This window comes from Aromatoleum petrolei (assembly GCF_017894385.1).
Taxonomy (GTDB): Bacteria; Pseudomonadota; Gammaproteobacteria; order Burkholderiales; family Rhodocyclaceae; genus Aromatoleum; species Aromatoleum petrolei.
Genome location: NZ_CP059560.1, coordinates 4,106,765 through 4,131,296, shown reverse-complemented (window position 1 = coordinate 4,131,296; position 24,532 = coordinate 4,106,765). Strand labels below are relative to the sequence as shown.

The following is a 24,532-nucleotide window of genomic DNA, read 5'->3' as shown; positions in this document are numbered from 1 at the left end:
CTTGAGCAAAGGCGCGATTGTGGCATAGATGCCTCGCCGCCCGCCCACTCCACTCGCCGAATGTCCCCGCACGCCTTCTCCTACCTCTTCCTAGCCGCCGCCGCACTGACCCTGTGCGCCAGGCTCGTGCTCATGATGCGCCAGATCCGGCACGTGCGCGCGCACCGGGAATCGGTGCCGCCCCCGTTCGCGGAATCGATCAGCCTGGAATCGCATCGCAAGGCTGCGGACTACACCGCAGCACGGATGGGACTCGGCACCGTCGATGCTGCGGTCGGCACCGCCTGGGTGCTCGCCCTCACCCTCGGCGGAGGCCTGCAGGTCATCCACGACCTGCTCACCGGATTTCTCGAAGCCGGAACGCTCGCGCACGGGGTCGCCCTGCTCGCGACGCTCGGCATCGCCGGCTGGGCCATCGAGCTGCCGTTCGCGCTCTATCGCACCTTCGGCATCGAGAAGCGCTTCGGCTTCAACCGCATGACGGCGCGCCTTTTCCTCGCCGACCTCGCACGCGAGGCCTTGCTTGCCGCGCTGATCGGACTGCCGGTCCTTGCGGCCGTGCTGTGGCTGATGGGTGCAATGGGCGAACGCTGGTGGCTGTGGGTGTGGCTCTTCTGGCTCGCCTTCAACCTGCTGGCGCTCTTCATCTGGCCGACCTTCATCGCGCCGCTGTTCAATAAGTTCACCCCGCTCTCGGACGAGGCCCTCAAGTCGCGCGTCGAGGCGCTGCTGGAGCGCTGTGGCTTTCGCTCCCGCGGCCTGTTCGTGATGGATGGCTCGCGCCGCTCTGCACACGGCAATGCCTACTTCACCGGTTTCGGCGCCGCCAAGCGCATCGTCTTCTTCGATACCCTGCTGGAAAAGCTCCGGCCCGAGGAAGTCGAGGCCGTGCTCGCTCACGAGCTCGGCCATTTCCACCACCGGCACATCTGGAAACGCCTCGCGGTGATCTCCGCGGCGAGCCTCGGCCTGCTGTGGCTGCTGGGCTGGCTGATGGGGCAGCCGTGGTTCTATGCCGGATTGGGCGTTGCCCCTGCCTCGGCCGGCACCGCGGTTGCGCTGGCCCTGTTCGCACTGGCCCTGCCCTGTTTCACCTTCCCCGCCGCGCCGTTGATGAGCTACTGGTCGCGGGTGCACGAGTTCGAGGCCGACGCGTACGCGGTGCGCCAGACGCGTGCCTCCGATCTTGCACAGGCACTCGTCAAGCTCTACCGCGACAACGCCTCGACCCTCACCCCCGACCCGCTGTACTCCAGCTTCTTCGACTCCCACCCGCCGGCGGCATTGCGTGTCGCGCGCCTGCGCTCCTCCAGCTGAGACCCCCTATTTCGTGAGCAAGCCCAGACAGAAGCACGGCACGGCACTCGAGGGCGTCATCGTCGCCGCCTTCGGCCGTCAATACGAGGTCGTCGTCGCGGGACAGACCGGGCAGGAAACCAATCGACTGAAGTGCTACCCACGCGGCAAGAAGAGCAGCTTCGCGTGCGGCGACGAGGTCGAGATCGAGGCAACCGGCAGCGACCAGGGAGTCATCACCGCACTCAAGCCGCGCCGCAACCTCCTCTGGCGCTCGGATGCATTCCGCGAAAAGCTCATCGCGGCAAACCTCAGCCAGGTCGTGCTGGTCACGGCGACCGAGCCGGGGTTCTCGGATCTGCTCATTTCCCGCTGCATCGCCGCGGCCGAAAGCCAGCACCTCAGGACCCTCATCGTCCTGAACAAGGCCGACCTCGCTCAATCCCTGCCGGCGGCGCACCGCATGCTCGCGCCCTTCGAGCGGCTCGGCTACGAAGTGATCGAGCTGAGCGCACGCGCCGGCGCCGACGAGCTTCGGCCCTACCTCGCCGGCCAGCGCAGCATCTTCGTCGGCCAGTCGGGCATGGGCAAATCGACCCTCACCAACGCGCTCATCCCCGAAGCCCGCGCCGCCACACGCGAAATTTCCGAGGCACTCAACAGTGGCAAGCACACCACCACCTTCGCCCGCCTGTATCCGCTCGACGGCGGCTGGCTGATCGACAGTCCGGGACTGCAGGCCTTTGGGCTCGCCCACCTCACGCCCGACGAGCTTGCGGCGAGCTTCGTCGAGTTTCAGGATCACCTCGGCAAATGCCGCTTCCGCGACTGCCGGCACGAGTCCGAACCGGGCTGCGCCTTGCAGGCGGCGCTCGCGTCCGGTGCGATCGATGCACGCCGCTTTGACCATTACCGGCTGATCCGCGACGAGATCCGCGAAGCGAAACGCCTGTCACAGGGCTGGTAGCCCTCCCCGGCCCGCCCGGCGCGCGAAAAAAAACCCGCCGCAGCGGGTTTTTTGCTTTCCGGGAATGGACCGCTCAGATGCGTTCCCAGATCGTCGTAATGCCCTGGCCGCCGCCGATGCACATCGTCGCCATGCCGTAACGGCCGTTGACGCGGATCAGCTCGTGCAGCAGCTTGGTGATGATCACGCCGCCGGTCGCACCGACCGGGTGACCCAGCGCGATCGCGCCGCCGTTCGGATTGGTCTTCTTCGGATCGAGGTCGAGGCCCTTGTTCACCGCGATCGACTGCGCCGCGAAGGCTTCGTTCGACTCGATCACGTCGATCTTGTCCAGCGACAGGCCGGCGCGCTGCAGCGCGAGCTTGGAAGCCGGGATCGGACCTTCGCCCATGACGTCGTTGGGCACGCCGGCGATCGCGTACGCGACGAGGCGGGCGATCGGCTTGTGGCCGCCGGCGGCAGCCTTGGCGGCGTCGGCCAGCACGAGGAAGGCCGCAGCGTCGTTGATACCCGAAGCGTTGCCGGCGGTGACGGAACCATCCTTCTTGAAGGCGGGCTTCATCTTGCCCAGCGCTTCCATGGTCGTCATGCGCGGATGCTCGTCGGTATCGAATACGACCGGACCCTTGCGGGTTTCGAAGGTGATCGGGACGATCTGGCTCTTGAAGCGGCCGTCGGCAATCGCCGCTGCGGCGCGGTTCTGCGACTCGAGCGCGAAGGCGTCCTGTTCCTCGCGGCTGATGCTCCACTTCGCGGTCAGGTTCTCGGCGGTGATACCCATATGGCCGACGCCAAACGGGTCGGTCAGCACCGCGACCATCGCGTCGATGGCCTTGGCGTCGCCCATGCGGGCGCCGTTACGCAGTGCCGGCAGCAGGTAGGCGCCGCGCGACATCACTTCGACGCCGCCGCCGATGGCGAAGTCCGCATCACCCAGCATGATCGCCTGGGCGGAGTTGACGATGGCCTGCTGCGCCGAGCCGCACAGGCGGTTGACCGCAAAGGCCACCGAATCCATCGACATGCCGCCCTGGATCGTTGCGACACGCGCGACGTAGGGATAGCGCGACTCCGTCGGAATGCAGTTGCCGACGGTGGCGAAGGTCACCTGCTTCGGGTCCACTCCGGCACGGGCGATCGCTTCCTTGACGACCACGCCGCCCAGCTCGGCCGGCTCCATGTCCTTCAACGAGCCGCCGAAACCACCTACCGCCGAACGGACTGCGCTCAAAACCACAACTTCACGATTCGCCATCTGTGCTCCCTCCTGGATGTTAGGTACCAACCCAGCCGGCGATCACCAGCAGGGCCAGCATCAGCAAACAGAGCACCAGTGCGCGCCAGATCAGCCCCACTGTGCTCTGCATGTAGTCGGCGTCGGCTTCTTCCCCGACGCCCATTTCCGGTCGTTCGACGATCTCGCCGGATTCATGGACGGGCATGCCCAGGCGCACACCGAGCGCGCCCGCGCCTGCCGCGATAAGTATACCGGACGCCCTGTCGGCCCAGAGCATCGACTGGGTGCGCCAGCAGAACACCGCGTCCTCGAAGTCGCCCACCACCGAAAACGACGCCGCCGTCAAGCGGGCGGGCAGCCAGTCGATCATCTCGAAGGCCTTGCGTGCGAAACGCCCGAACTGGCCGAATTCGGCATCCGTGCGTTCGCCCCACTCCTCGCCGAGGAAGCGGGCAAGGCGGTACAGCAGCGCGCCGCTCGGCCCGGGCAGGACGATGAACCAGAAGATCACGCCGAACACGTTGCGGTGGGCGGCGACGAGCCCCTCCTCGATCGCGAGCCGCGCGACCTCGCTGGAACTCGCTCCGACGTACTGTCCGCCGCGCCATTCGCCCAGCAGCGAACGCGCACGGTCGAGTTCGCCCATGCGCAGCGCGAGGTGGATGTCCGTGAAGAAATGGCTTTCCTGCCTGAAACCCATCGTCAGGTAGAGCACCGCGATGTTGAAGACCACCGCCAGCAGCGGATGGACAAGCCACAGCAGGAAGAAGGCGAGCACACCGCCCGCGACCACCGAGACGACGACGAGCAGCCACGCGACGACGCCGTTGCGGGCCTGGCCGTCGTTGAAACGTTCGACAAGGACGCCCGACAGTCGGTGGAGCGGATCCAGAACGATCTGCCGCACCGGCAATGGCCGTACCTGCTCGAGCAGCAGCGCAACGATCAGCGAAAGAAGCGTCATTCGTATTGCGATTGAGAAAGGGCCGGACCGGTGATAGCCACCGACGATACCATAAAAGCACGGCGCGATTGTGCAACGCGGAAAAAGCGCGCGTGAAATCGGATTCCCGGGTTCGACAACGGCAAAGCGCCGATTGTTGCAAATGACTGAACAGTGCGTGCCGCCGCTCCCGGTTTATTGCCGCGAGCGCGCTCCATAGACTGCTGCAAACGGGAACGGCCAGAAAGGGCCGCGCCCGGCATGCACTGGAGCCCACATGAGTACGATGCCCACCCTCTTCGTTTCCCACGGAGCACCCACTTTCGCGCTCGAACCGGGCGAAGCGGGACGCGAACTCGCCGCCCTCGCACAAACGCTCCCCAAGCCGCGCGCAATCCTGGTCGCCTCGCCGCACTGGATGGCCCCCGCGCTGAAACTGTCGGCAGGCGAACAGCCGGAGACGATCCACGATTTCGGCGGTTTCCCCGCCCCCCTGTATGACCTGCGCTACCCGGCGCCCGGCGATCCGGAACTTGCCGCGCGCGCGATCGCACGCCTCGCCGGCAGCGGAATCGATGCACAGCCGGACCCGCATCGCGGACTGGATCACGGGGCGTGGGTGCCCCTGCTGCACATGTACCCCGACGCCGACGTGCCGGTCGTGCAGATCTCGATGCCCGCGCGCCGGCCGGCGAGCTGGTTCCATGCCCTGGGGCGGGCGCTGTCCCCGCTGCGCGAAGACGGCGTCCTCATCGTCGGATCCGGCAGCCTCACCCACAACCTGTACGAGTTCACCGGCGCGGCGACGGGAACGGCACCCTACGTCGATGCCTTCGCCCGATGGATCGCCGAAACGCTGGACTCCGGCGACGTCGATGCCTTGCTCGACTACCGGCGGCTCGCGCCGCATGCCGACCGCGCCCATCCGACCGACGAGCACCTCATGCCGCTCATGTTCGCCCACGGCGCAGCCGGAATGCCGGCAGGCGCACGCCGGCTGGCCGCCGCCGACGTGCGCTACGGCATGCTCGCGATGGACGCCTACGTCTTCGGTGCGAGTTGATCGAACGGCCGCTCCGGCCGGGCCGACCTCCGGAAGGCGCTTGTGCGACGCAGGATACCGGCGTCTAATCGCCTGACATCGAGGATGCGATGCCTGCACGGTGTCGCACACGACGGGAGGAGGCGCCATGCATCGACTGTTGTTACTCGCCGGCAGGCTGTCGGGCCTCGGCGGGCTCGCCCTGTGCCTGATCGCAGGCCTCGCGCGCTTGTCCGGCAGTTTCTGGATTGGCGGATACCAGGTCGGCACCCTGCTCCTGGCCGGGATCGGCGCGCTCGCCGCCGGCAGCTTCCTGCTGCTGTGGGCGCTGGCCGAACGCATCGAATAATCGCTGCAGCGGTCCGGGAACCCCTGGTCCCAAGCCACCTTACTACTGCCATTCGCAGTAATATAAGCGTTTGCTTTTATTTAAATAGGGAGATTGCGATGACGATAGTACGCCTGGCTGTGGCAGCGGCAATTGCGGGCGCAGCCTTACCCGCCCTGGCGGAGGAACTGGCCCTGATGACCGAGGCGCGGGCCGCTGCGACGAGCCTGCCGCCGCGGCTCGTGACGGCGCTCAACGAGGAGATCGCCAGGAGCGGCCCGGAAGGTGCGATTCCCGTATGCCGCGACATGGCGCCGAAGATGGCCAAGGAGATCGTCGCGAGCACCGGCTGGCAGTTGAAGCGCGTCACACTGAAGGCACGCAATCCTCAACGCGCGACGCCTGACGCATGGGAGCGCAGGACGCTGGAAGAATTCGACCGCCGCGCCGCGATGGGCGAGAACCCGGCGAAACTGGAAAAGGGTGAGCTGGTCGAACAGGCCGACGGCACGCGCGCATTCCGCTACGCCAAGGCCCTGCCGACGCAGCCGCTATGCCTGAACTGTCACGGTGCCGAGGACAAGCTGACGCCGGCGGTGAAGGCGCGCCTGGCCGAGCATTACCCGCAGGATCGAGCGACGGGCTACCGCGAAGGCCAGATCCGCGGCGCCATCGTCGCGATAAAACCGCTGTAAGTGCACGTGAACACGCTGGCGGGCACCCGCCGGCGACGGAGTCGATGATGTCCCCCGATACCTTGACCCTGCCCTGTCCCCACTGCGATGCACTCAACCGGGTGCCGACGGCACGCATGAACGAGGAGCCGAACTGCGGCAAGTGTCATGCGCCGCTGTTCGCACGCAAGCCGCTGACGCTGGACGCGACGAATTTCGCGCTCCACGTCGAGCGCAGCGACCTGCCGGTGCTGGTGGATTTCTGGGCGCCATGGTGCGGCCCCTGCCGCATGATGGCTCCGGCCTTCGAGGAAGCTGCACGCATGCTCGAACCGCAGATGCGCCTTGCGAAGGTGAATACCGAAGAGGAGCAGGCGCTTGCAGCACGCTTCGGCATCCGCAGCATCCCGACGATGATCCTGTTCCGCAACGGACAGGAGGTGGCGCGGCAGTCGGGCGCAATGAACGCAGGGGCCATCGCGCATTGGGCTCGCAGCCACGAACTGTGAGCGCACGGAACGTGCGGCTAAGGTTGTGCTGCAGGCCGCGAACGAGGGAGCGAAACTGATGTTGGCAGTGGTGCAGCGCGTCGCGGACGCGCACGTGGAGGTGGACGGCAGAATCACCGGCGCGATCGGCCGGGGTCTGCTGGTGCTGGTGTGCGCCGAGCGCGGCGATCGTCGCGCCGAGGCCGACAAGCTGCTGGGCAAGATCCTCAAGCTGCGGATTTTTTCCGACGACGCCGGCAAGATGAACCGTTCCGTGCAGGACGTGCAGGGCGGGCTGCTGATCGTCAGTCAATTCACCCTTGCGGCCGACACGACGGGCGGAAACCGGCCGAGCTTCACGAACGCGGCGGCGCCGGACGAAGGCCGCAGCCTGTACGAGCATTTCGTCACCGAGGCGCGCAAGGCCCACACGCAGGTCGGAACCGGAGAATTCGCCGCGGAAATGCAGGTACACCTCGTCAATGACGGGCCGGTCACCATACCGATGCGCGTCGCGCCGGCGACCTGAAGCGCGCGCCGCAACGGGACGAACGACCGCGACACGAAGCCTCCTCTTCCCATCCTCCACGCCACCGGCTTGCCTCCCGCAGGAAGCGCCCATGACCACCCGCACAATTGCTCTCCCCGCCCTCCTTGTCGCTGCACTGCTTGCAGGTTGCGCCCAGACCCCGCCCGCAGCGCGTCCGGTCGCCTACGCGTGCGATGCGGGCAAGCACTTTTCGGTGACCTACCATCCATGGGGCGATGCGAGCATCGACATCGAGCGGATGCACTTCGCACTGATGAGAGAGGCGGCCGATGCCAGCGGTGAACGTTACGCCTGCGGGGCCCTGACACTGTGGCGCAGCGGCGATACGGCGCGCGTGGACATACAGGGAGCCGGACTGTACGAGAACTGTCGCGCGAGCCGGTGAACACGGCCGAGCGAAGGCGTTATGATTAAAAATTAAACGGCGGAGGCCCGGATCATGTTCTATGGCGTAACCGACCTGACGACTTTCATTCTCGGCACGATCTTCATCGTCCTGCTGCCGGGACCGAACTCGCTTTACGTGACGGCGGTCGCCTCGCGCCTCGGCGTCGCGGCGGGTTATCGCGGCGCGTGCGGCATCTTCCTCGGCGACACCGTGCTGATGGTGCTTTCGGCCACGGGCGTCGCATCCCTGCTGCAGACGACCCCCGCCCTTTTCATGGTGGTCAAGTACGCGGGGGCTGCCTATCTGGCATGGATCGGACTCTCGCTGCTGCGTTCGGCCATCGCCGACTGGCGCGACAGGACGGCCGGCACGGCGGCGCCCGAACAGGCAGCCACCGAGGCAACGCGCCCCTTCCGCACGGCGCTGGTCATCAGCCTGATGAACCCGAAGGCGATCCTGTTCTTCGTGTCCTTCTTCATCCAGTTCGTCGATCCCGGCTATGCCTACCCCGCACTGTCGTTCGCGATCCTCGGCACGATCGTGCAGGTGTGCAGCGCGATCTACCTGTCGGCGCTGATCTTCGGCGGCGCGCACCTCGCGGCGCAGTTGCGCCGGCGCCGCCGCTTGTCGGCGGCGGCAACCGGGGGAGTCGGCGGGCTGTTCATCGGATTCGGCGCAAAACTGGCGAATGCGACGTTAGGCTGAGGCGGCCACCGGAGGGGCGCGACTCACCCACGCTATTCATCCGGAATCTTCCATTCCGCCATCGTGCGTGAGGCGCTGCACGGCGGCAGTGACCGGTTAACGGTAGTTTGTAACTTGTTGCAACGCCACTCCACCCAGGATCCCATCATGAACGTCGTCATAGTGGACGACACGCCGACCAACCTCGCGTTGATGCGTATGCTCGTCCAGCGACTGGACGGCTGCCAGCCCATCCCCTTCGCCGATTCGGGCTCGGGCCTCGACTGGTGCCTCGAGAATGACCCCGACCTGGTCATCGTCGATTACATGATGCCGAAGCTCGACGGCCTGGAGTTCATCCGTCACGTTAGGCGAGAACCCCGGCACGACAGTCTGCCGATCCTGATGGTGACTGCCGACCATGAGAAGAGCGTCCGGTATGCGGCGCTGGATCAGGGCGGCGTGGATTTCCTGAACAAACCCGTCGACCGCATCGAGTTTCTCGCGCGTGTCAGGAACATGCTCTCGCTGCGGCGCAGCCAGAGGGCCTTGGCCGACCGCGCCACGTGGCTGGCCGAAGAAGTGCGGCGCGCCGTCGCGGAGATCCACGACAGGGAGCGCGAGACCATCGTGCGGCTGGCGCGCGCGGCGGAGTGCCGCGATCCGGAGACCGGCACGCACATCCTGCGCATGGCCCATTACGCTCAGCTCATTGCGGTACAGATGGGCCTTCCACCCGACTTCGCTGAGATGCTCCTGCATGCGGCACCGATGCATGACGTCGGCAAACTCGGAACTCCCGACCATATTCTGCTGAAACCCGGTCGACATAGCCCTGAAGAATTCGAGATCATGAAGCAGCACACCCAGATCGGGTACGAGATCCTGCGTGAAAGCAGCTCGCACGCGATTCAGCTGGCTGCATCGATCGCACTGCATCACCACGAGAAGTTCGACGGCTCAGGCTACCCCCAAGGCATCGCCACAGACGCAATCCCGATCGAGGGCAGGATCGTCGCGGTGGCCGACGTTTTCGACGCGCTCACGTCGGCGCGCCCGTACAAGCGCGCCTGGTCGCTCGACGAGGCAAGCGACTACCTGCGCGAAAACCGGGGCGCCCACTTCGATCCGGCCTGCGTGGACGCCTTCCTCTCTGTCTGGGATGAGGTACTGAAGATCCGCGACCGCTTCGTCGATGAAGAGGAAACCGCCGCGGCCCCGGAGCCGTACGATGAACAGTGAGCAGTTGTTCGATCTTCGCTCGACCCTCGACAACCTCGATAACGATGTCGAGATTCTGCGGCTCGTCTCCGCGACCTTCGTCGCGGATGCACCGCGTCTGCTTGCCGAACTTCGCAGCGCACTCACAGACCGCAACCTGTCGATGGTGGTCCGGGCGGGCCACAGTCTCAAGGGGTCGGCGCAGAACTTCGGTGCTGCAGAACTGATTCGTGCGGTGGGGGCACTGGAGGAAGCGTCGCGCACGCATGACTTCGAGTCGGCAGCCGGCTTGCTGGGCGAGGTCGAACGGCTCCTCGCGCGGCTGAGTGCAGAATTGCGGGCCTTGTAGCGCCCCTCAGTTCGTCCAACTCTGCAGCAGGACGCTCAGATCACCCTTGGGCGCGCTGCGATGCTCGATCGCGCGATTGAGCAACTCACTCAGCGCCTGGCGACGGATGGGTTTGGAGATGTAGTCATCCATTCCAGCAGCAAGGCAGCGCTCGCGGTCCCCCTGCATCGCGTGAGCAGTCATTGCGGCGATGTAACATTGCCGCGGCCCCTCGCCAACGGCCCAGCTCCGGCTGGCTTCGCGAGCGCGGATCTTCGCGGTGGCTTCCATGCCATCGATGAGAGGCATCTGCAGGTCCATCAGGATGAGGTCGAACGGCTGCTGCTCGAACCAGTCAAGCGCCTCGACACCATTGTTCGCAACGGTGACGCGGTGCCCGGCCTTGGTCAGCAACTGCACGGCAAGTGCCTGATTGACGGGCGTGTCTTCGACCAACAGGACGTTGAGCGGCTCGGCGACATCGAGCCCGAGCGCGGCCGCTTCGTCGGCCTCGAAGCGCGCCAGTTCCAGCCGTCGCAGGTCCGCGACATCGAATGCGGCGCGCAGTGCGTCGAACAGGTTGTCCTCGAACACGGGCTTGACGAGATGGGGGCGCGACGGAACCGCAGCGCTGCGCGCGAGTTCCCGTCTCTGGGCGTGATTTGCCAGCAACAACAGCACGTTGTCGAACGTCTGCACGAGCGCGAGCCCGCCTGGCGATGGCATGCCGCCATCGGCAATAAGGATGTCGTAGGGCCGGCCCGCACTGGCGCGCTCGGCGACGAGCATCGGGACGCGGTCCGCATCATCGGTCGTATCGACGTCCAAACCGAGCCGCTGCAGCATGCGCGCGATGATCGCGAGGGCGTGCGGACAATCGTCGATCACGAGTGCCGTACGGCCTTTCAGCCATGCTGGCTGTTCGAACGAGGGCGCGGCCGCATTCGGATCGGCCGCCACGCGGGACGTGAAGTAGAAGGTGCTGCCTCCGCCGGGCTCGCTCTCTAGCCGGATCTGGCCGTCCATCAGCTTGACCAGCCGGTTCGTGATCGCGAGTCCGAGACCCGTGCCGCCGAAGCGCCGTGCCGTAGACGGGTCGCCCTGCATGAAGGCATCGAAGATTTGCTCGTGAAGCTCCGGGGCGATGCCGATGCCGGTGTCGCGGACGACGAACTGCAGGTACAGGGACATGCCGTTGTGCCGCAGCTTGCTGACCTCCACGGCGACTTCACCCCGTTCGGTAAACTTGATCGCGTTGCCGACGAGATTGGAGAGAACCTGGCGCAGACGCGTGGGATCGCCGTAAAGTCGATCGGGAACGTCGGGTGCGACGTCGAGCAGCACCTCCAGACCCTTGCGATGGGCCGAAACCGCCAGCCCGCGCATGATGTCACCCAGGACATTGCGCAGCGAGAACACGACGGATTCGAGTTCGAGACGGCCAGCTTCGATCTTGGAGAGATCCAGGACGTCGTCGATGATCGTGAGCAGGGCGTCTGCGGACGATTTGACGGTTTCCAGGTAGCCGCGCTGCACGTCGTCGAGCGGGGTATCGAGCGCAAGCTCGGTCATGCCGACGACCGCATTCATCGGCGTGCGAATCTCGTGACTCATGTTCGCGAGAAAGGCCCCGCGCGCACGGTTGGCCGTTTCCGCTTCTTCCTTCGCGCGCACGAGGGCCGCTTCGGAGCGCTTCTGTTCGGAGATGTCGCGGTGCAGGACGAGAATTCGCTTGGGCCTGCCCTCGCCGTCCCGCACTGAGACGCGGCAACGCAGCAGCCACCAGCGCCACCCGTCGTCCTGATCCAGCATGCGGTGCTCGATCTCCATCAGCGGGGCACGCCGCTGCAGCACGGTGTTGAGCCGCTCGCCCACCATCGCACGATCGTCGGGCAGGATCCATTCAAGCCAGTCGTCTACGCTGCGCACCGGCGCGCCGCCGATGATGCCGAAACGCCTCTGCCACGCCGACGATTGCTTGATCTTGCGCGAGACGAGATCCCATTCGCACAACACATCGCCGGTCAGATCGAGACAGGCGACGAGACGCCGGGCCTTCTCGGCCCGCCGTTCGATCTCGGCATGCCGATCGTAGGTTTCCTCGATCTCGACCAGCAGATTGACGAGGTTCGCCGCAAGGTCGGAAAGGCCGGCCGACTGCAGCGCGTCCAGCGTGCCCTTGAGGGGGGCCTCCTCGCTGGTGCCGAACGCGGCGGCAATCTGGCGGTTCAGGAGAGCGGATGTCATCGGGATGGTCAGCCTCTGCGCAATGGGCAGGTCACCCCGTCGGTCGCCCGCGGGGCGATAGCCATTGTATTTGCCCCGCGGGCGCCATCGCGTGAGGAAATACCGTACGCCGGACGCGCTGGCGGCGCAGGGTCAGTTCTGTTGCGGCTCGGTCTTGCGCGGTCGACGGCCGCGCGCTGCAGTCTTACGGGGGGGTTTGGCCGCACCCTCGTCCCCGGCGGCGACGCTCGCCGGCTCCGTCGCGGGCGCCGCGTCGACCGCAGCCGGAACAGCTTGCGCCGCTTCCGGCATTGCCGCTTCGGGCTTCGCGGTCTCGGCCTTCGCGACCTGGGCCTTGCCGCGACGCGAACGACGGGCGCCTGCCTTGACGGGCTCGGCCGGCTCGACTCCGGGTTCAGCGGCTACGGGCGCGACCACGAGCTCCTGCTCGGGCGGAGCCGGTATGGGTGCCGGAGCTTCCGCCTCGACGGTCTTCGGCGCCTCCGCCCTGCCCCCTTCCACCAAGGCCTCGGCCTTTTTCGCAGCGGACTTGCGTCCGCCCCGCTTGCGGCGGGGTTCGTGCCGGCCGGAAGGCTCTTCGCCCGCCGGACGTTCCACCGGCGTCGCCGACACCGCTTCATCATGCACCGCTTCGCCCGCCGCCGGCATGGCCTCGACCGCGGCGCCCTGCTCCGCGGCCGCGGGCGCCTCGGCAATCGCTTCGGTCACGGCCGCACGGTTGCTGCGATAGACGTAGGCGCCCGATTTCTCGTCGCGGCCGAACTCGAGCAGGCCGCGCGTCTGGGCCTCCTCGAGCAGGTTGCCGAAGGCGCGGAAGCCGTAGTAGGACTCGTTGAAGTCGGGCTTGCGGCGCTTGATGGCCTCCTTGAGCATCGATGCCCAGATGCGCACGCCGCTGTCGCCGCGCTCTGCCACCAGGGCGTCGAAGGTTTCGACGGCGATGTTGATGGCCTTGAGCTTGCGCGTTTCGACCTCGTCCTTGCGGCGTTTTTCCTCTTCGGGCGAGCGCTTCGTCGAGGGCTGGGTTTCGCGCGTTTCGCGCTTGGCTGCGCGCTGGCTCTCGCGCACCAAATCGTCGTAGAAGATGAACTCGTCGCAGTTGGCGATCAGCAGGTCCGAGGTCGATTGCTTCACACCCACGCCGATGACCTGCTTGGCGTTCTCGCGCAGCTTGGACACCAGCGGCGAGAAGTCGGAGTCGCCGCTGATGATGACAAAGGTGTCGACGTGCGACTTCGTGTAGCACAGGTCGAGCGCATCGACGACGAGGCGGATGTCGGCCGAGTTCTTGCCCGACTGGCGCACGTGCGGAATCTCGATCAGCTCGAAGTTGGCTTCGTGCATCACGGCCTTGAAGCCCTTGTAGCGTTCCCAGTCGCAATAGGCCTTCTTCACGACGATGCTGCCCTTGAGCAGCAGCCGTTCGAGCACCGGCTTGATGTCGAATTTTTCGTATTTGGCGTCGCGCACGCCGAGGGCGACGTTTTCGAAATCGCAGAACACCGCCATGCTGACGCTGTCATGGGCTGAAGCCATAAGGTTCTCCGGTGGGGTGTCGTCGGGTGTGGTCGCGAGAACCGCACTAGGCGCACATGATAGCGATTCCGGCCGCGACGATGCGCGTCACATGCCGCGACCGCGCGCGTTTTCGTCCCCGGAAGGGGTGTCGTCGCGGACCAGCCGCCATGCGAACCACATCCCGAGTAGCGCGTTCGCGAGGGCGACGCCGGCAAGCACGGCAAGTGCCAGCGAACTCAGCGGATAGCTGCGGAGGATCCATGCGAACACCGACGACAGGACGTTCAACGCGATCATCATCCAGAACGCGGGATTGCGCGGCTGGTACAGGCGTGAAAGCTTCACTGCGGCCCCCTCAGGCGACGCGGTCGGGCGGCGTACGGCCGGCGAAGAAGGCCTCGACGTTGTCGAGCACGCGCATACCCATGCCGACGCGCGTCTCGCGCGTGGCACTGCCGAGGTGCGGCAACAGGACGACATTTTCCAGCGCGAGCAGGCCCGCGCTGACCTTGGGTTCGGCTTCGAACACGTCCAGGCCCGCGCCGGCGATGGTGCCGTCACGCAGGGCGTCGACCAGCGCGGCCTCGTCGACAACTTCGCCGCGCGCGGTGTTGATGAGGAAGGCGTCGGGCCCCATCAGGGCGAGGCGTTCGCGGTTGATCAGGTGGCGCGTCGCGGCGCCGCCGGGGCAATGCAGGGAGACGAAATCCGCCTCGGTCAGCACCTCCTCGACCGAATCGCATTGCCGTGCGTCGAGCCCTGCGAGTGTTTCCGCCGGCACACGGCTGCGGTTGAAGAACACGATCTTCATGCCGAAGCCGTGCTGCGCGCGCATCGCGACCGCGCGCGCGATGCGGCCCATGCCGATGAGGCCGAGCGTCTTGCCGCTCAGTTTCGTGCCGATCATGTGTGTCGGGCGCCAGCCGGTCCAGTTGCCGCTGCGCACTTCGCGTTCGCCCTCGCCGGCACGCCGGGCGACCATGAGCATCAGCGTGATCGCGAGGTCGGCGGTGCAATCGGTGAGGACGTCGGGCGTGTTCGTCACGGCAATGCCCCGCGCCCTGGCGGCGTCGATGTCGATGTGGCTGAAGCCGACGCCGTAATTGGCGATCAGCGTCGCGCTCGGGGCGGTGCCGAGCACGTCGGCGTCGATGCGGTCGGACACCGTGGGGAGCAGTGCGTCGCACGAGGCGAGCGCCGCGCGCATCTCGTCGCGCGTGAAGGGGTGATCGTCGGTATTGAGCCGGACGTCGAAGCGCTCGGCGAGCGCACGTTCGACTTCGGCGGGCCAGCGGCGGGTGACGATGAGGCGGGGTCGGGTCATGTTTTTCTTCCTGCTCGTGATTCTCGGTGAATTCGGTCCGGCTGGGCGCGCAGGGCGTAGATTGTGCGGACATCTGCGGCGAAGAACGCGGTGGCAATGGGCAAGCCACTGCCGCGGACGCACCCCGAACGATACCTGCAGGTCGCGCTCGCGGGGATTGGGCGCAACCCCAACGAGACGATCTTTTGTCCTCGGCGGCGTGCTCGCGGGAAACCTCGGGCCGGCACGAGCACTCCAAGGAATGCGATCGACCGCGGGTCGCAGCCGCGCGCGGGAGTCCGCCACGTGAACATCCTGCCCCTGAGCTCGACGCTCGGCCTCTTCGGCACGAGCGCCCTTAGTCCCGTTTCGACGAATTTGGCCGCGACGGCGGGCAGTTTATCGCTGTTCTCCGGCTCGTCGACGATCGTCGATCTGTCGAGTTTCGGCCAACTCCTGTCGGCCGTCGCGACGTTCGGGAACCGCCTCGCCGTGCTGCGCCCCGGGTCGTCCGACAGCGGAATCGGACGGAAATTCGGCACGGATTTCGGCAGCCTCGCGGCCGAGGCGCAGTTCTTCGTCGACAGCTTCAACAGCCTGCAGGACAGCCTCGCCGACGTGAATTTCCTGTTCGGTACCGTCCCTACCTCCTCCCCTGCTGCCCAGCTGTCGGCGGACCTGCGGGCACGTGTCGAAGAGGCTTTCGACAATGGCGATTCGGCCCTCATGCAGTTATCGGACCTCGGCATCGAACTGCAGCCATCGCTGCTGCCCGGCACCGGCGGCCGTCTGGGCATCGACATGGCGGCATTGCGCGCGGCCTTCGAGGCGGCCCCCGAAGGGAGCTTCTCGCTGCTCGCGCGGGCGGCCGAGGAATTCGCGACGGTGGCGAGCGAATTCACTTCGTCAAACGGCGACGTGAACTCGCTGCTTGCGACCCAGCTCCGGTTCTCGTCCCTGCAGCTGACGCTCGGCCTCTTCGACGATGGCAATGATTCCTCGCAAGGCGGTCTGCAGAATCTCACCGACCTCCTCACGCTGGCCTCGCTCGGCAATGGCGGACCGGAGTCGCAGGCGCGCGTGGTGGCCGCCCTCAATGAGTTCTCTCTCGTTTCCGCCCTGCTGCGCTGATCAATCACTGACCGACGACGCCCGCAAGGCGCTCCATCGGGCCAAGAATCGTGGTCGCAACTGCGTGATGTGCGCCGGATCGTCTGCGCGGCGGCGGCCTTCATTCTGCATTGCAGCATGCCAAAAAGATAGTTAAGCCATTGCAACCCATTGAGTACACAGTTTCATTTATCGTGATAATCGGAAGATAAAAAAATTTTCGGGCAACGTATGTTGCGTTGCACAAGCTCTTCCAATAAAGTTTGAACCGTCTCCTCCACCCTCCTCCTTTGGTGTGGATTTAGCCCGGGCCGTCAAACGTCCGGGCTTTTTCTTTTCTGGAGCCCCGTCAGCCCATAGGGGATTCTGATCGCGCGATAAAAACATTTGTAGGACAAACTTATTGCGCCGCAGCATACGGTGCCGTATGATTTGAACCGTCTCCTCCACCCTCCTCCTTTGGTGTGGATTTAAGCCCGAGCCTCAGTCGCTCGGGCTTTTTCTTTTCTACGCCCGCAAGCGGCCTCAGGCAGTTCCCCGCGGAGTGTTCAGCAGCGCCCAGATCTTGTCCACCATCGGATTGCTGTTGTCCGCCGCCCGATGCAGGCGGACCTCCAGCGGGCAGGTCCACTGCGCGGGCCCGGCCTCCACCAGGCGCCCCTCCGCAAGTTCCCGGCCCACGCAGCTCTCCGGCAACCAGCCCAGCCCGTGCCCTTCGAGCACCATCGCCTTCAGCGCCTCCGACATATGGGTGTCGAAAGAGCGGTCGAAATGGCAGCGCTCGTTCGCGCCGAGCAGGATCATCTCGACCACATGCCCGAGGTAGGTGCCCGACGAATAGGCGAGGAAGGGCACGACCGCCTCGGCCCGCCCCGGCAGTCTGTAGCGCGGGCGGCCGTCGGCACGCGGTGCGGACAGAGGCAGCATGCGGTCGGTGGCGAGCGCGATGTAGGGAAAGCGCACGGGATCGAGCAGCATCGGCAGTTGCGGGTGGTGGTACGCGATGAGGAGATCGGTGGCGCCCTCAATCAGCGCGCTCGCCCCTTCGGGTACATTCACCGCCCCGACCCGTGCGACGACGTTGCCCAGCGCTTCCTTCAGTTGCCCCAGCCAGCGCGGGAAGAAGGTGAGCGACAGCGTATGCGCGACGGAGAATCGCACAGTGTCGACGTTGCCGGGCGACTGCCCGCGCAACACGGTGCGCATGTCGTAGGTGCGCCGCAGGATGTCGGCGGCGAAGCCGCGGAAGATTCGTCCGGCGGCGGTGAGATGCACGCCCTGCGCGCGGCGATCGATGAGCTCGACGCCGAGCCAGTCTTCCAGCGCCTGGATGTGGCGGCTGAAGGTCGGCTGGGAGACGTTGCGGCGTTCGGCGGCGCGCGAGAACGCACGCGCGTCCGTCAGCGTCAGGAAGTCCTCGATCCACTTGATCTGCATGTTGCACACTCCTGCGCTATCGGTGCCGCCGCATCCGACGAGTTGTCGCGATGCGCCCGCCCTATTCGGGTTCCTTGGGGATGTTATGCGTTTTTTGCATGACGCGGCACGCAATCCATTGTCGGTCCGTAGCATCCATGCGTCGCACCACACATCGGAGGAAACATGACGCAGACGACAGAACGCATCGAACACGATCTCCTGGGGGATCGCTCCCTGCCCGCCGACTCCTACTACGGGGTCCATACGCTGCGCGCGGTGGAGAATTTCCCAATCACCGGCACGCCGATTTCGATCTATCCCGACCTCGTGCGCGCACTCGCCGCGATCAAGCAGGCCGCCGCACTGACAAACAGCGAACTCGGCTTGCTGGATCGCGAACGCACCGACGCGATCGTGCGTGCCTGCGAGGAGATCCGCGCCGGGGCGCTGCACGAGCATTTCGTCGTCGACGTGATCCAGGGCGGCGCCGGCACCTCGACCAACATGAACGCGAACGAGGTGATCGCGAACCGTGCGCTGGAGCTGCTCGGTTGCGCGAAGGGCGACTACGCCCGCCTGCACCCGAACGAGCATGTGAACATGAGCCAGAGCACCAACGACGTGTATCCGACAGCGCTGAAGCTCGCGGGCTACGAGGGCATCCTGAGCCTGATCGAGGCGATGGGAGTGCTGCGCGCGGCGTTCCACGAGAAGGCCGTCGAGTTCGCCGACGTGCTGAAAATGGGGCGCACGCAGCTGCAGGACGCGGTGCCGATGACGGTGGGCCAGGAGTTCTCGACCTACGTCGTGATGCTGGGCGAGGACATCGAGCGCCTGAAGGAGGCGGTGCTGCTGATCTGCGAGATCAACCTCGGCGCGACCGCGATCGGCACCGGCATCAACGCCCATCCCGACTACGCCGCGCTGGTGCGCCGGCATCTGGCCGAGATCACCGGCATCCCGGTGCTGACGGCGCCGAACCTGGTCGAGGCGACGCAGGACTGCGGCAGCTTCGTGCAGCTGTCGGGCGTGCTCAAACGCGTCGCGGTCAAGCTCTCCAAGGTGTGCAACGACCTGCGCCTGCTGTCCTCGGGGCCGCGTGCGGGCTTCGGCGAGATCAACCTGCCGGCGCGCCAGGCGGGCTCGTCGATCATGCCGGGCAAGGTGAATCCAGTGATTCCGGAAGTGGTGAACCAGATCGCCTACGAGGTGATCGGCAACGACACGACCATCTCGTTCGCCGCCGAAGCCGGCCAGCTGCAGCTCAACGCTTTCGAGCCGATCATCGCCCACAGCCTGTTCAAGAGCGTCACCCACTTGCGCGCGGGCTGCCTGACGCTGGCGGAGCGCTGCGTCAAGGGCATCACCGTCAATCGCGAATTCCTGCGCAGGAGCGTCGAGAACTCGATCGGTCTCGTGACGGCGCTGAATCCCTACATCGGTTACGCCAACGCGACCGGCATCGCCCAGGAGGCGCTGGTCGGCGGGCATAGCGTGTATGAGCTGGTGCTCGACAAGGGGCTGCTCACCCGCGAGCAGCTCGACGAGATCCTGCGGCCCGAGGTGCTCACGCAGCCGCGCGCGCTGGTCGGCCTGGCCTGAGCCAGAAGGTCTTCGTAATGCTTCGCGCTGTTGCGACGCACAATTCCAGTCTTGTATAAGACATGGTTAGAAATCCCCATCACCGCCTGGCCATTCGAAGATCTGATCGCGGGATATAAAAATTTGAAGTGCATTATTATTGCGTCGCACAAGCCGGTTCTATAGTATTTGAACCGTCTCCTCCACCCTCCTCCTTTGGTGTGGATTTAAGCCCGGGCCTCAGCTGCTCGGGCTTTTTCTTTTCCGACTCGGCCCCTTCGCCGACGGTGCCGAAACACGAGCGCCGACCGCCCCCTGGAACATCGCACATCAAACTCGGCGTCGTCCGAGTGCATCGATTGCGCGCTTTGCCCACGCATTGCAGCGGCAGCCGTGCACATTCGGATGCCTGATCCAGCGATAAAAAAATTTGTCGTACAAATTTATTGCAACGCACAAGCGTTGTCGTTAAGATTTGAACCGTCTCCTCCACCCTCCTCCTTTGGTGTGGATTTAGCCCGGCCCTTCACAGGTCCGGGCTTTTTTCTTTTGTGCCGGTTCGATGTACTCGTCAGGGTCGCGCGATCCCCGGCTTGCTCGTGTGCGCGCTGCGGTACGGGCTCGGCGACCGGAGACGCATGCAATGGCGTCGGCGCACCAAGAATCTGCATCGCCGGTCATTTGCCGTGTAAATCACCGCATGAGAACTTCTCACAGAGGCATCGTTGAACTACGCAACTGTTAAGTTTAGTATTTCAACTGTCTCCTCCACTTCCTCCTTTGGTGTGGATTACAGCCCGAGCCCCTCCAGAGCTCGGGCTTTTTTTTGCGCATCCTGCCTGCCTCGCCTCAGACGGCCGTCAGCAGCTTTCCTTCGGTATCGCCAAGCTCGTGGCGGCTCCGCACCTCGGGGTAGTAGCACATGTAGCCGCTCGCGCAGTGGCTCGGCGCGTCGCGCAATCCGACCGCGAACTTGCGCACCTCGTCGGCCGGCTCGCCCGCCTCGATGCGCTCCAGTACGCGGGCGACGAGCTCGACGCTCTTGATCTTGCGTTCGCTCGCGCCCTCGCGGCCGGCGATCTTCACCGAATGCACGCCCGCCGCGTGCATCGCCGGCATCGCGCAGACGCCGCATGGGCCCCAAGGGTAGCCGTTCGGTGCAGACGTGAAGCCGTTGCCGAAGCGGTACCAGAGCCAGCGCTTGTAATCGAGATCGTTCTGTTCCAGGCGGCGCAGCGCGCGCTCCTGCGGTTGGCCGCCGCCGGTCGCCTGATACTCGAACTGGTAGTTGTCGATACAGATCGGACCGCCCTTGTTCATCGGCAGATGGACGGTGTGGCAGGTGCCCTCTTCGAACACGCAGCCGTCGTTGAGGACGAAGGCTTCGATGTCGAGCTCGGGCAGTTCCGTCGTGATCGCGGCGATTTCGGCGACCGTCACGTCCCTTGGCAGGATGATGCGATTCGCGCCAAGCGCGGCGAAGAAGCGCGCGGATTCGACGTTGCGGCAGGTGGCCACCGAGCTGACGTGGATGTCGAGGTCGGGCACGTTGGCGGCGAGCGAGGCGATCAGCGAGATGTCGGCGACGATCGCGGCCTTGCCGCCGATGCTGCGGAAGCGCGCGCCGATCTCGGTGAGCGCGTCGAGGTGCTGTTCGCCGTACTGCTGCGCGTTGAGGACGAGGAAGACTTCGGCGTCGAGCCCGGTGGCCTTCTCGACGACGCGCTCGAGATCGGCGTAGCCGTTGAGGTTGCCGAACACGCGCCGATTGACGCCGGAGGTGTTGAAGCGCTGGATCCAGTCGGGGGGGACGACGCCGCAATAGAGTTCGCGGGCGCCGGCGCGCACGAGCGGTTCGACTTCGGCGGGAGTGCTGATGGGGGCGGTGATCTTCATGTTCAGGCTCCCGAGAGGACGATGCGGCTGACCCAGCCGTTGTTGACGGCCTCGGCAACGGCCGCGGCCATGCCCTGCGCGTGGCGGTAGTACATGGTGTTGCCGCGCTGCGAGGTGGGGAGTTCGTGCGTGCCCGGGCGTGCGCCGACCTCGTTGAAGCCGAGGCATTCGCGCCGGCACTTGTGGCCGGGCGAGAACTTCTCCGGCGTGTCGAGCGACAGCGAGCCGAGCTTGCAGATGCGGCCCTTGGCGATGTAGCCGTAGGGTGCGCGCACGCCGACGGGAAAGTCGATGCCGGCATACATGTCGGCGGCACCGAAGGGCGGAAAATCGAGTTCCAGGCGGCCGATGCCCAGCCCGTCGAGGATGTCGCGGAAGGGACCGGCGCGCAGGCCGTTGGGGTACATGCGCGCCCAGGTCGCGGACGGCAGCCGCGGGTCCTTGAGCATCTTGCCGAGCAGCCGCCCGGCGACCGGGCGCAGCGCCGGGAACTCGCGCTGCACGAGGCGCGCGACGCCCCAGTCGTTGACGGTGACTTCGGATCCGGCGGGCAGGCGCTGGAGGGCGGCGCGCAGCGGATCGAACAGGCCGTCGCAGGCGATGGGCGTGACGAGGCCGAAGGTGAGGCCCCAGCGCTCGCACAGCGCGACGGCGCGGTCGACGGCTTCGACGCTGGGCAGCAGGTGTTCGCAGAACTCGCTACCGAGGAAGAAGTGCGTAGGTTCGGCGTCGTCGGGCAGCGTGACGCAATCGCGGGCCTCGCCCAACTGGTCGAGGTAATCGTCGCGCGTGAGGCGATCGTGCCGCGCGAAGGCGGCCAGTTCGCGTTCGTCGACGAGAGCGAAGCCCAGTTCGATGGGTCGGGTGCCACTGTTGGGGGTGGGGGTGTGCATCATGTTTGTCATGAATCGATCTCCGCGATTCTCTTGTATTCCCGCCCATGCCAGCTGGCGCGGGCGGCGAGGTGATCCGCGAGCCCTTGCGGGTCTGCGGCGGGGTACTGCGTGAAATGATGCGCGAGGATGCCGGTGAAACGCGCCGTGGCCATGCTGGCGCCTCCGCTCATCCTTCCCGGCCCGGCGGGGGAACAGCCCCAGTCCGCAGCGCCGGACGTCTCGCCCTTGAGGAGCGACCACTGTCCGGGTGCGCAGCGCGCATCGCCGCTCACGGCGATAACGCCAGGATAGGCGGCGGGGAAAACGGGCGTGCCGCGGGCAGGCGCCGCCGCGACGAGCACGACGCCTTGCTCGAGCGCGCGTGTACACGCTTCGCGCAGCACGGTGCGGTCTTCGAGCAGGCCGAGGCTGAGGTTGACCACGCGCGCGCCCTCGCCCACGCACCATTCGATCGCCGCGGCAACCATGGCCGGCGTCGGCGCGTGCCGGTGCGAGGCGATACGCGCGTCGATGAGGCGGGCCGCAGGGGCGGCCTCAAGCACGAGCGAGGCCACCGCTTCGCCGTGCCGTAGCGGACGACCGCCAGCGGGCTCGCGCCGCACACTGCCGTCCGGGACCGGAGTGAAAGTCGCTGCTCGGTGCAGAGCGTGGGACGGGACGCCTGTGAAGCCGCCGTCGACGATACCGACGGTAACGCTCATACCACCCTCAGCAGCGGTACAACGGGCCGCGTCGGCTCGGGCTCGACGAGCCGGCCGTCGCGCAATTCGATGACGCGATCGACCACACCGACGGAGGCGAGATTGTGGGTGATGACGATGCGCGTGCGAGCGGCAAAGATGCGATCGACGGCGGCGATGATGGCCTGCGCGACGGGGAGATCGAGCCCGGACGTCGTTTCGTCGAGGATCAGCACCGCCGGATCTTGCAGGATCGCGCGCGCCAACGCGATGCGCAGGCGTTCGCCGCGCGACAGCGCCGCGGCCATCGCCCCGACCGGTTTGTCGAGCCCGCCCGCGTGCGCGAGTTTCGCCAGGCCGGCAAGCTCCAGCGCGCGCAGCAGTGCCGCTTCGTCGGCATCGGGGGCGACGAAGCGCAGGTTGTCGCGCACCGTGCCGGGCATCAGCACGGGCTCCTGGTCGACGACGACGACCTCGCGGCGCAGTTCGACCAGGTCGATCAGATCGATGCGCACGCCGTCGAGCAGCAGCCGCCCGGCCTGCGGATCGTAGTGGCGCTGCAACAGGTCGATCAGTGTGGATTTGCCTGCACCGGACGCACCGACTAGGGCGAGTTTGGTACCGGCGGGGATGTCGAGTGTCGCGTCATCGAGCACCGCCTCGGCGCCATAGCCGAAGCGCACCGCATCCAACCGCAGTTCGCCCCGCACCGGGAGTGCGAGCGTGACGGGCTGGGCCGGCGATGAAACGGTAGGCCGCTCGGCGGCGAGCTCCTGGATGCGCTGCAGGCTGACCTTCGCGCGCTGCCAGCCCATGAACACGCCCGCCAGTGTCTGCAAGGGCCCCGCTGCGCGGGTGGTGTAGGCGATGAAGGCCACGACGACACCGACCGATAGGTCGCCAGCCGCCGCGAGCGAGCCGCCGACCGCGAACACCAACAGCACGCCCAGGCCCGACAGTACGCGTTGCAGCCCGCCCGCGCCGAGCGAGGCGAGCTGCGAGCGGCGCAGCGCGGCGAAGTAGTCGCCGTGATGCGCGCGCAGGCCCGCCTCCTGACGGCGTGCGGCGTTCGACGCCTGAATGAACTTCATCGCGCGCAGCGATTCGACGAAGAAGCTCGACATCGCGGCGCTTTCCTTGCGCAATGCCTGCGTACTGTTTTCCAGCCAGGGCCGCGAGAACATCAGCGCCGCAACCTGCAGCGGCACGAGCGCGAACACGAGCGCCGTGAGCATCGGGCTCAGGGACAGCATCAAGACCAGCGCGACGACCAGCGAAAAAACGCCGTTGAGCACCGCCATCGGCGCATCGAGGGCGAAGCGCTGCACCTCGGCGACGTCGCCGTCGAGCCGCGACAGGATCTCGCCGCCGCGGGTGCGCGCGTAGTAGGTCGGCGCGAGCGTCTGCAAGTGCCGCCACACCTGCTCGCGCAGGCCGAAGAGGACGTGCGCGGAGAGTTTCAGGTAAGTGAGGCGCGACAGCGTCTCGACAAGGACTCCCCCCACCATCAGGACGAGAAAGGCCGCGCACAGTTGCAGCACGAGATCGACCCTGCCGCCGACAATGCCCTCGTCGACGAGCCGCTGCGTGAGGTAGGGCGGCAGCAAGGCCGCCGCCGAACCCACACAGGAGAGGACGACGACGCCGGCAACCGACCCGGCGCGTTGCCTCACCATGGGCAAGGCCCAGTCGAGCGCCTGCAGGGGCAGGAGGCGATCCGTGCGCAGCCCTATCAC

Annotated in this window: 24 protein-coding genes; 13 read left to right on the top strand and 11 right to left on the bottom strand. The window is 66.2% G+C overall.

All coding sequences use genetic code 11. The features are described from left to right. Positions 1-60 precede the first annotated feature (60 nt). Both ToN1_RS18855 and rsgA read left to right on the top strand, forming a co-directional pair. A complete protein-coding gene (locus ToN1_RS18855; RefSeq protein ID WP_169205750.1) occupies positions 61-1,317 on the top strand; it encodes a M48 family metallopeptidase in 1,257 nt (418 codons plus the stop codon). A 13-nt stretch (positions 1,318-1,330) separates the two neighbouring features. Continuing rightward, the gene (gene rsgA, locus ToN1_RS18850) at positions 1,331-2,263 is read left to right on the top strand and encodes a ribosome small subunit-dependent GTPase A (protein ID WP_169205751.1); all 933 of its coding nucleotides are present in this window, start codon (positions 1,331-1,333) and stop codon (positions 2,261-2,263) included. Between the two features lie 73 nt (positions 2,264-2,336). Here the strand turns inward: rsgA and ToN1_RS18845 are convergent, their stop codons facing one another. Together ToN1_RS18845 and ToN1_RS18840 are read right to left on the bottom strand one after the other, a co-directional pair. Continuing rightward, positions 2,337-3,518 carry an acetyl-CoA C-acyltransferase family protein gene (locus tag ToN1_RS18845; protein ID WP_169207681.1) on the bottom strand — a complete coding sequence of 394 codons (1,182 nt, stop codon included), beginning with the start codon at positions 3,516-3,518 and terminating at the stop codon, positions 2,337-2,339. 19 nt (positions 3,519-3,537) lie between these two features. Continuing rightward, positions 3,538-4,464 (bottom strand): CobD/CbiB family protein, encoded by a 927-nt coding sequence (locus ToN1_RS18840; RefSeq protein ID WP_169207682.1) that lies wholly within the window; start codon positions 4,462-4,464, stop codon positions 3,538-3,540. Positions 4,465-4,720: 256 nt separating this feature from the next. Here ToN1_RS18840 and ToN1_RS18835 point away from each other — a divergent pair, with 256 nt between their 5' ends. The 9 genes from ToN1_RS18835 to ToN1_RS18795 all read left to right on the top strand — a co-directional run bounded on the left by ToN1_RS18835 (position 4,721) and on the right by ToN1_RS18795 (position 10,167). Next, complete coding sequence (locus ToN1_RS18835) at positions 4,721-5,506, top strand: DODA-type extradiol aromatic ring-opening family dioxygenase (RefSeq protein WP_169207683.1); 786 nt, start codon at positions 4,721-4,723, stop codon at positions 5,504-5,506. A gap of 127 nt (positions 5,507-5,633) precedes the next feature. Further along, on the top strand, positions 5,634-5,834 hold the full coding sequence (locus tag ToN1_RS18830; protein WP_169207684.1) for a hypothetical protein: 201 nt from the start codon (positions 5,634-5,636) through the stop codon (positions 5,832-5,834). 98 nt (positions 5,835-5,932) lie between these two features. Then, positions 5,933-6,508, top strand: a complete 576-nt coding sequence (locus ToN1_RS18825) for a Tll0287-like domain-containing protein (protein ID WP_169207685.1) — start codon at positions 5,933-5,935, stop codon at positions 6,506-6,508. A gap of 47 nt (positions 6,509-6,555) precedes the next feature. Continuing rightward, positions 6,556-6,996: a thioredoxin TrxC gene (gene trxC, locus ToN1_RS18820; protein ID WP_169207686.1), complete on the top strand. Its 441-nt coding sequence runs from the start codon at positions 6,556-6,558 to the stop codon at positions 6,994-6,996. Positions 6,997-7,054: 58 nt separating this feature from the next. Next, the gene (dtd, locus tag ToN1_RS18815; RefSeq protein ID WP_169207687.1) at positions 7,055-7,504 is read left to right on the top strand and encodes a D-aminoacyl-tRNA deacylase; all 450 of its coding nucleotides are present in this window, start codon (positions 7,055-7,057) and stop codon (positions 7,502-7,504) included. Positions 7,505-7,595: 91 nt separating this feature from the next. Further along, entirely contained in the window at positions 7,596-7,910 is a 315-nt protein-coding gene (locus ToN1_RS18810; protein ID WP_169207688.1) for an MliC family protein, read from the top strand. A gap of 54 nt (positions 7,911-7,964) precedes the next feature. After that, positions 7,965-8,618: a leucine efflux protein LeuE gene (gene leuE, locus ToN1_RS18805; protein WP_169207689.1), complete on the top strand. Its 654-nt coding sequence runs from the start codon at positions 7,965-7,967 to the stop codon at positions 8,616-8,618. A 147-nt stretch (positions 8,619-8,765) separates the two neighbouring features. Further along, entirely contained in the window at positions 8,766-9,839 is a 1,074-nt protein-coding gene (locus ToN1_RS18800) for an HD domain-containing phosphohydrolase (protein ID WP_169207719.1), read from the top strand. Beyond that, entirely contained in the window at positions 9,829-10,167 is a 339-nt protein-coding gene (locus tag ToN1_RS18795; RefSeq protein WP_169207690.1) for an Hpt domain-containing protein, read from the top strand. The genes ToN1_RS18800 and ToN1_RS18795 overlap by 11 nt, the downstream gene beginning before the upstream one ends. A 6-nt stretch (positions 10,168-10,173) precedes the next feature. On the opposite strand, the gene ToN1_RS18790 is transcribed toward ToN1_RS18795, so the two are convergent. The 4 genes from ToN1_RS18790 to ToN1_RS18775 all read right to left on the bottom strand — a co-directional run bounded on the left by ToN1_RS18790 (position 10,174) and on the right by ToN1_RS18775 (position 15,235). Next, the gene (locus ToN1_RS18790; RefSeq protein WP_169207691.1) at positions 10,174-12,393 is read right to left on the bottom strand and encodes a PAS domain-containing hybrid sensor histidine kinase/response regulator; all 2,220 of its coding nucleotides are present in this window, start codon (positions 12,391-12,393) and stop codon (positions 10,174-10,176) included. A gap of 132 nt (positions 12,394-12,525) precedes the next feature. Further along, on the bottom strand, positions 12,526-13,929 hold the full coding sequence (locus tag ToN1_RS18785; RefSeq protein WP_169207692.1) for an NYN domain-containing protein: 1,404 nt from the start codon (positions 13,927-13,929) through the stop codon (positions 12,526-12,528). A gap of 87 nt (positions 13,930-14,016) precedes the next feature. Continuing rightward, the gene (locus ToN1_RS18780) at positions 14,017-14,256 is read right to left on the bottom strand and encodes a hypothetical protein (protein WP_169207693.1); all 240 of its coding nucleotides are present in this window, start codon (positions 14,254-14,256) and stop codon (positions 14,017-14,019) included. 10 nt (positions 14,257-14,266) lie between these two features. After that, complete coding sequence (locus ToN1_RS18775; protein WP_169207694.1) at positions 14,267-15,235, bottom strand: 2-hydroxyacid dehydrogenase; 969 nt, start codon at positions 15,233-15,235, stop codon at positions 14,267-14,269. Positions 15,236-15,520: 285 nt separating this feature from the next. Here ToN1_RS18775 and ToN1_RS18770 point away from each other — a divergent pair, with 285 nt between their 5' ends. Further along, complete coding sequence (locus ToN1_RS18770) at positions 15,521-16,345, top strand: hypothetical protein (RefSeq protein WP_169207695.1); 825 nt, start codon at positions 15,521-15,523, stop codon at positions 16,343-16,345. Between the two features lie 504 nt (positions 16,346-16,849). Here ToN1_RS18770 and ToN1_RS18765 read toward each other — a convergent pair. Continuing rightward, positions 16,850-17,761: a LysR substrate-binding domain-containing protein gene (locus ToN1_RS18765; RefSeq protein WP_169207696.1), complete on the bottom strand. Its 912-nt coding sequence runs from the start codon at positions 17,759-17,761 to the stop codon at positions 16,850-16,852. A gap of 165 nt (positions 17,762-17,926) precedes the next feature. Here ToN1_RS18765 and aspA point away from each other — a divergent pair, with 165 nt between their 5' ends. Next, positions 17,927-19,345, top strand: coding sequence for an aspartate ammonia-lyase (gene aspA, locus ToN1_RS18760; RefSeq protein ID WP_169207697.1), 1,419 nt, complete (start codon positions 17,927-17,929; stop codon positions 19,343-19,345). Positions 19,346-20,173: 828 nt separating this feature from the next. Here the strand turns inward: aspA and ToN1_RS18755 are convergent. The 4 genes from ToN1_RS18755 to ToN1_RS18740 are packed head-to-tail and all read right to left on the bottom strand — an operon-like array spanning position 20,174 to position 24,532. After that, entirely contained in the window at positions 20,174-21,220 is a 1,047-nt protein-coding gene (locus ToN1_RS18755; RefSeq protein ID WP_169207698.1) for a U32 family peptidase, read from the bottom strand. Positions 21,221-21,222: 2 nt separating this feature from the next. Next, positions 21,223-22,125 carry a hypothetical protein gene (locus tag ToN1_RS18750; RefSeq protein ID WP_169207699.1) on the bottom strand — a complete coding sequence of 301 codons (903 nt, stop codon included), beginning with the start codon at positions 22,123-22,125 and terminating at the stop codon, positions 21,223-21,225. Next, positions 22,122-22,817, bottom strand: coding sequence for a subtilisin-like serine protease QhpE (gene qhpE / locus ToN1_RS18745; RefSeq protein ID WP_169207700.1), 696 nt, complete (start codon positions 22,815-22,817; stop codon positions 22,122-22,124). Before qhpE ends, ToN1_RS18750 begins: the two co-directional genes overlap by 4 nt. Further along, positions 22,814-24,532, bottom strand: coding sequence for an ABC transporter ATP-binding protein (locus ToN1_RS18740; RefSeq protein ID WP_244860827.1), 1,719 nt, complete (start codon positions 24,530-24,532; stop codon positions 22,814-22,816). Before ToN1_RS18740 ends, qhpE begins: the two co-directional genes overlap by 4 nt.

Excerpts from the sequence above, each read along its gene's own strand:
- ToN1_RS18855 (WP_169205750.1), top strand. The coding sequence starts at position 61 with ATGTCCCCGCACGCCTTCTCCTACCTCTTCCTAGCCGCCGCCGCACTG.
- ToN1_RS18845 (WP_169207681.1), bottom strand. The coding sequence starts at position 3,518 with ATGGCGAATCGTGAAGTTGTGGTTTTGAGCGCAGTCCGTTCGGCGGTA.
- ToN1_RS18840 (WP_169207682.1), bottom strand. The coding sequence starts at position 4,464 with ATGACGCTTCTTTCGCTGATCGTTGCGCTGCTGCTCGAGCAGGTACGG.
- ToN1_RS18835 (WP_169207683.1), top strand. The coding sequence starts at position 4,721 with ATGAGTACGATGCCCACCCTCTTCGTTTCCCACGGAGCACCCACTTTC.
- ToN1_RS18830 (WP_169207684.1), top strand. The coding sequence starts at position 5,634 with ATGCATCGACTGTTGTTACTCGCCGGCAGGCTGTCGGGCCTCGGCGGG.
- ToN1_RS18825 (WP_169207685.1), top strand. The coding sequence starts at position 5,933 with ATGACGATAGTACGCCTGGCTGTGGCAGCGGCAATTGCGGGCGCAGCC.
- trxC (WP_169207686.1), top strand. The coding sequence starts at position 6,556 with ATGTCCCCCGATACCTTGACCCTGCCCTGTCCCCACTGCGATGCACTC.
- dtd (WP_169207687.1), top strand. The coding sequence starts at position 7,055 with ATGTTGGCAGTGGTGCAGCGCGTCGCGGACGCGCACGTGGAGGTGGAC.
- ToN1_RS18810 (WP_169207688.1), top strand. The coding sequence starts at position 7,596 with ATGACCACCCGCACAATTGCTCTCCCCGCCCTCCTTGTCGCTGCACTG.
- leuE (WP_169207689.1), top strand. The coding sequence starts at position 7,965 with ATGTTCTATGGCGTAACCGACCTGACGACTTTCATTCTCGGCACGATC.
- ToN1_RS18800 (WP_169207719.1), top strand. The coding sequence starts at position 8,766 with ATGAACGTCGTCATAGTGGACGACACGCCGACCAACCTCGCGTTGATG.
- ToN1_RS18795 (WP_169207690.1), top strand. The coding sequence starts at position 9,829 with ATGAACAGTGAGCAGTTGTTCGATCTTCGCTCGACCCTCGACAACCTC.
- ToN1_RS18790 (WP_169207691.1), bottom strand. The coding sequence starts at position 12,393 with ATGACATCCGCTCTCCTGAACCGCCAGATTGCCGCCGCGTTCGGCACC.
- ToN1_RS18785 (WP_169207692.1), bottom strand. The coding sequence starts at position 13,929 with ATGGCTTCAGCCCATGACAGCGTCAGCATGGCGGTGTTCTGCGATTTC.
- ToN1_RS18775 (WP_169207694.1), bottom strand. The coding sequence starts at position 15,235 with ATGACCCGACCCCGCCTCATCGTCACCCGCCGCTGGCCCGCCGAAGTC.
- ToN1_RS18765 (WP_169207696.1), bottom strand. The coding sequence starts at position 17,761 with ATGCAGATCAAGTGGATCGAGGACTTCCTGACGCTGACGGACGCGCGT.
- aspA (WP_169207697.1), top strand. The coding sequence starts at position 17,927 with ATGACGCAGACGACAGAACGCATCGAACACGATCTCCTGGGGGATCGC.
- ToN1_RS18755 (WP_169207698.1), bottom strand. The coding sequence starts at position 21,220 with ATGAAGATCACCGCCCCCATCAGCACTCCCGCCGAAGTCGAACCGCTC.
- ToN1_RS18750 (WP_169207699.1), bottom strand. The coding sequence starts at position 22,125 with ATGACAAACATGATGCACACCCCCACCCCCAACAGTGGCACCCGACCC.
- qhpE (WP_169207700.1), bottom strand. The coding sequence starts at position 22,817 with ATGAGCGTTACCGTCGGTATCGTCGACGGCGGCTTCACAGGCGTCCCG.